7 protein-coding genes are annotated in these 4,328 nt (G+C 49.7%); 5 read left to right on the top strand and 2 right to left on the bottom strand.

All coding sequences use genetic code 11. The features are described from left to right. Positions 1-84 precede the first annotated feature (84 nt). The 5 genes from Q0340_RS11205 to Q0340_RS11185 all read left to right on the top strand — a co-directional run bounded on the left by Q0340_RS11205 (position 85) and on the right by Q0340_RS11185 (position 3,006). Positions 85-711 carry an alpha/beta hydrolase gene (locus Q0340_RS11205; protein ID WP_298083367.1) on the top strand — a complete coding sequence of 209 codons (627 nt, stop codon included), beginning with the start codon at positions 85-87 and terminating at the stop codon, positions 709-711. Between the two features lie 26 nt (positions 712-737). Then, on the top strand, positions 738-968 hold the full coding sequence (locus tag Q0340_RS11200) for a hypothetical protein (protein ID WP_298083366.1): 231 nt from the start codon (positions 738-740) through the stop codon (positions 966-968). A 25-nt stretch (positions 969-993) separates the two neighbouring features. Beyond that, positions 994-1,923: an alpha/beta hydrolase gene (locus tag Q0340_RS11195; RefSeq protein WP_298083365.1), complete on the top strand. Its 930-nt coding sequence runs from the start codon at positions 994-996 to the stop codon at positions 1,921-1,923. A gap of 16 nt (positions 1,924-1,939) precedes the next feature. Next, a complete protein-coding gene (locus tag Q0340_RS11190; protein ID WP_298083364.1) occupies positions 1,940-2,509 on the top strand; it encodes a flavodoxin in 570 nt (189 codons plus the stop codon). Positions 2,510-2,661: 152 nt separating this feature from the next. After that, on the top strand, positions 2,662-3,006 hold the full coding sequence (locus Q0340_RS11185; protein ID WP_298083363.1) for a cupin domain-containing protein: 345 nt from the start codon (positions 2,662-2,664) through the stop codon (positions 3,004-3,006). A 168-nt stretch (positions 3,007-3,174) separates the two neighbouring features. Here Q0340_RS11185 and Q0340_RS11180 read toward each other — a convergent pair whose 3' ends face one another. Continuing rightward, positions 3,175-3,534 (bottom strand): Imm10 family immunity protein, encoded by a 360-nt coding sequence (locus Q0340_RS11180; RefSeq protein ID WP_298083362.1) that lies wholly within the window; start codon positions 3,532-3,534, stop codon positions 3,175-3,177. A gap of 43 nt (positions 3,535-3,577) precedes the next feature. After that, on the bottom strand, positions 3,578-4,328 hold a 751-nt coding region (purM, locus tag Q0340_RS11175; RefSeq protein ID WP_298083361.1), incomplete at its 5' end, for a phosphoribosylformylglycinamidine cyclo-ligase.

Raw genomic sequence — 4,328 nt, 5'->3', positions numbered from 1 at the left:
TTATCAGGGCGCTAGCGGGGGCATGCCGCGCAACGTCGATACGCCTGCAACAGGATCGAGGATATCCGCGCGGCAGCCGATTTTTTGCTTAAATTTAAAGGCGTAGATCGCGACCGTATCGGAGTGCTAGGCATCTGCGGAGGCGGCGGATATACGCTAAAAGCCGCGCAGACTGATAAAATTTTCAAAGCCGTGGCGACGTTAAGTGCTTTTGATAGCGGACTAGCTAGGCGAAACGGCTTTTTGGACGCGCAAATTTCGACTATCCAGCAACGACTAAAAGACGCTAGCGACGCACGCGCCAAAGAGGTGCTAACGGGCGAGGTTGAATACATGCCGGATCCAAATTTAACCGACGAGGAGATAGCCAAAATCACCAACGATCTTTACCGCGAGGGGCTAAAATACTACCACCGCACGCACGCGCATCCAAACTCCACCTTCGCCTACACCAAAAGCAGTCTGCTAGATCTCATGAACTTCGACGCTGCGAGCAATATGGATCTAATCAATCAGCCGCTTTTGATGATGGTAGGCTCCAAAGCCGACAGCGCCTATATGAGCGAGCGAGCTTTCGCGGGCGCTAGCAGTACGCGGAAGAAGGAGTACTTTAAGATAGACGGAGCGCTACATATTGACACTTACTATAAGCCCGAATACGTGGACGTCGCGATGAAAAAGCTAGCCCAGTTTTACGGAGAAAATTTGTAAAAACGAATAAAAACAAAGGGTATGCGGTGAAAATTTTTAGAATTGTTTTAGCTATTTTATTCGCTTTAAATTTAAGCTCGGCAAAGGAGCAAGCGATGATAAATTTTAACGAGCTTCCGCACGCGGCAAAGCTTAGCGGGGCGCTTAGCAACAAACAGCTAGCGCTCGTTAGCGTGGCTGCTTATGCGGCGGCTGGCGATGCGGACAAACTAAAAGTCGCGCCGCAAAACGCAAGAGATGCCCTAAAAAGTCTTTAGCGGTTTTTGGTTATAGGGGTTAAATTTGAAAAAGTTTTTGATTTCGGCGCTATTTGCGGCGGCGTTAGCGGGAGGGCAAATGAACGATAATTTTACAAAAGAGAGCAAAATTTCAGACGTCGTCCATGATGCGGTGTTTGGAGATTACGGCAGGTTGCTTTTTCCTACGGACGCCGATTATTTTAGCGGTAGCAGGCTCGGCGAGCTAAATTTGACGTGGTACGAGCATATCGATGCCGATAAAACGGTTGAAATTTTAAACTATCTAAAAGATCGCGCCAAAGCCGGCAAGCAGGTATTTTACGATATTTACTCAAATACCGAAAAAGCCGCCGATCCACGCAAAAATGATACTGGGCTTTTTTATTTTAAAGGCGAGCGGGGCAAGCCGTTTGCAGTGGTGGTCGCCGGAGGCGGCTTTGCCTATGTGGGCGCGATGCATGATAGTTTCCCGCACGCGCTTGAGCTTTCTAAAAAGGGCTACAACGCCTTTGCGTTGATCTACCGCCCGGGCGCTAGGAGCGGGGCGCAAGACCTTGCTCGTGCGATTAGCTTTATTTTTGAACACGCAAAGGAGCTTGAGGTGGGAGCGGAGTTTTATTCGCTGTGGGGCGGCTCGGCCGGAGCTAGGCTTGCGGCGATGCTGGGAAGCTACGGCACGCAGGCTTTTGAGCAGGGCTCGCATCCGCGACCTGCAGCCGTGATAATGCAATATACGGGCTATTCGGATTTTACGCGAAACGATCCGCCGACCTTTGCCGTCGTTGGCGAAAACGACTGGATCGCAAGCCCCGGCGTGATGGAGAGACGGATACGAAATTTAGCCGCTACGGGCGTTAAAACGCAGTTTCGTAGCTACGCAAATTTAGGTCACGGATTTGGCTTAGGCACCGGCACGGCAGCACAGGGCTGGCTGGATGAGGCGGTCAAATTTTGGCAAGAACAGATGAGATAAAGGAAAGGAAAATAAAATGAAAAAACTAAGCAAAATAGTGGCTACGGCGCTTGCTATGTGTTCATTCGCGGCGGGCGAAAGTGCAGCAGGAAATATAAAATTTGAGCCCCAAAAGACGCTCGTAGTCTATTTTTCAGCAGGCGGCAATACGGCTAGAGCGGCAAATTTAATAGCACAAAATTTAGGTGCTAAGATAGTTGAACTAAAGCCCGTGCAGCCCTACACGAACGCTGATCTAAACTACAACGATCCAAAAAGTCGCGTTAGCCGAGAGCATGATGATACGTCGCTTAGGAGCGTACCGCTAACTAACGCTAAAATCCCCGGCTGGGAGAGCTACGATGTCGTTTTCGTAGGCTATCCGATCTGGTGGCACGATGCTGCGTGGCCGGTTGACGAGTTTATAAAAAACAACGATTTTAGCAGCAAAAAGGTGATCCCGTTTTGCACCGTTTATAGCTCAGGGCTTGAAAATAGTGATAAAAATTTAGCCAAAATGGCGGGAAGCGGCGAGTGGCTAGCGGGGAAGTGCTTCGGCGAGAGGCCGAGCGAAAAAGAGATAAAAGAGTGGCTTGCGAAATTTTAGGCGACTTTTGCACTTTGGCTTTAAATTTGTGATTAAATTTAAAGCCAACATAATGAAGATTTCTTAAAATTTTAAGTACGGTGGCGATACTGCGTGCATTAAATTTAAACACATGGGAAAACATCGCAAAAAATATAAACAAAGGAGAAAAGATGCAGGAAAAGCAAGTTTTGGTTAAAAAGGAAAATCTCGCCGTTTATGATAAGGCGAACGATAAAATTTTTGCAGGCGGTCTGCCGAAAGTCACGCTACTTTTCGGCGCGACGCCTTACTCAAATGCAGGAGCAGCGCTAGTGCATTTTCCACGCAGAGTACGCACGGCATGGCATACGCATCCTGTGGGGCAAAATTTAATCGTAACGCAGGGTAAAATTTACACCGGTACGGCGGACGGAATCGTGCAAATCGCTCACCCGGGCGACGTAGTGCTTTGTCCGCCGGGCGTCAAACGCCGGCACGGAGCGGACTGCACGAAGACGGAGAGCACATCGCGGTAACCTTTGAAAAGGACGGCAAAAACGTAGCATGGATGGAGCATCTAAGCGAGGACGAGTATAAAAGCCTCATCGAAAAAGTGGACGCAAAGAATGCGGAGTAAGTATCCTCCAGATAGAATTTACGGCAGTCGCCAGGCAAATTTTACGCGCCGTTAGGTGCATTTAAATTTATCCCTCGATGCTAAGCAGATCGCCGAAAATTTCTTTACAATACTGCATGAAGTGTTTGGGAATTTTAACGCCGCGAATATCCACGGTGATGACGCTGTATTGGATCTCAAAAACAATAAGCTCGCTAGTGATTTTCGCCGCCTTGCAGCCGTTATAACATACGTCGCCATTGCACTCTGCGTATAAGCCGTTATGCGGCGCGTCTGCGTCCTCGTATCGCCCGAGCTTGATCGGTCTTTGGAAAAGCAGATAGTTCTTATAGTCGTACTTGTCGCCCGCTAGGCCTATCATATAATAATTCTCGGCGCTGTTTTTGGAGGCGGTCGCAATACCTGCTTTAAAATTTAGTCTAAACATAAATTCTGCTTTGGCAAAAGCGGCAAATTTTACCGCTTAAAATTTACACGAGCTGTGCGCCCGCGCCTTTTACGACCTCGCCGATAACGTAGCCATCGGTGTTAGCAAGCACAAAGTCCGCGTTTTCTTTCGGAGCTACGATGATCATGCCCACGCCCATATTAAACGTCCTCATCATCTCGGCAGGCTCGACCTTTTGCGCGATGATTTTAAATATCTCAGGCGTGCGGATCGCGGCATGCTCGATCTTCGCACCCAGCCCCTCCGGAAATACTCTCGGCAAATTTTCCACGATACCGCCGCCCGTGATGTGCGCGAGCGCGTGGATCTTGTCTTTTAAATTTAAAAAGTCGCCGACGTAAATCCTGGTCGGCTCCAAAAGCACGTCGATGAGCGCGCGACCGTCCACTTTGTCGTCAAATTTTAGCCCAAGCTCGGCGACCACTTTTCGTGCGAGCGAGAAGCCGTTTGAGTGCAGGCCGCTGCTAGGAAGCGCGATGAGCACGTCGCCCTCGCGGACGAATTTTGAGCGGTCGATCTCGTCCTCTTCGGCGATACCCACAGCAAAGCCCGCAAGGTCAAAGTCGCCCTTTTCATACATCGAGGGCATCTCGGCCGTTTCGCCGCCTATTAGCGCGCAGCGGGCGAGTTTGCAGCCCTCGGCGATGCTTTTTACGACCTCTTTGGCATCCGCGATCTCGAGCTTCGCCGTCGCGTAGTAGTCGAGGAAAAACAGCGGCTCGGCGAAGTTACAGATGAGATCATTTACGCACATCGCGACAAGATCTTGGCCC

It is taken from the genome of uncultured Campylobacter sp. (genome assembly GCF_938045595.1).
In the GTDB taxonomy this organism is placed as follows: domain Bacteria; phylum Campylobacterota; class Campylobacteria; order Campylobacterales; family Campylobacteraceae; genus Campylobacter_B.
The sequence above is the reverse complement of the archived record's forward strand: the minus strand, read 5'-3'. Positions and strand labels throughout refer to the sequence as shown.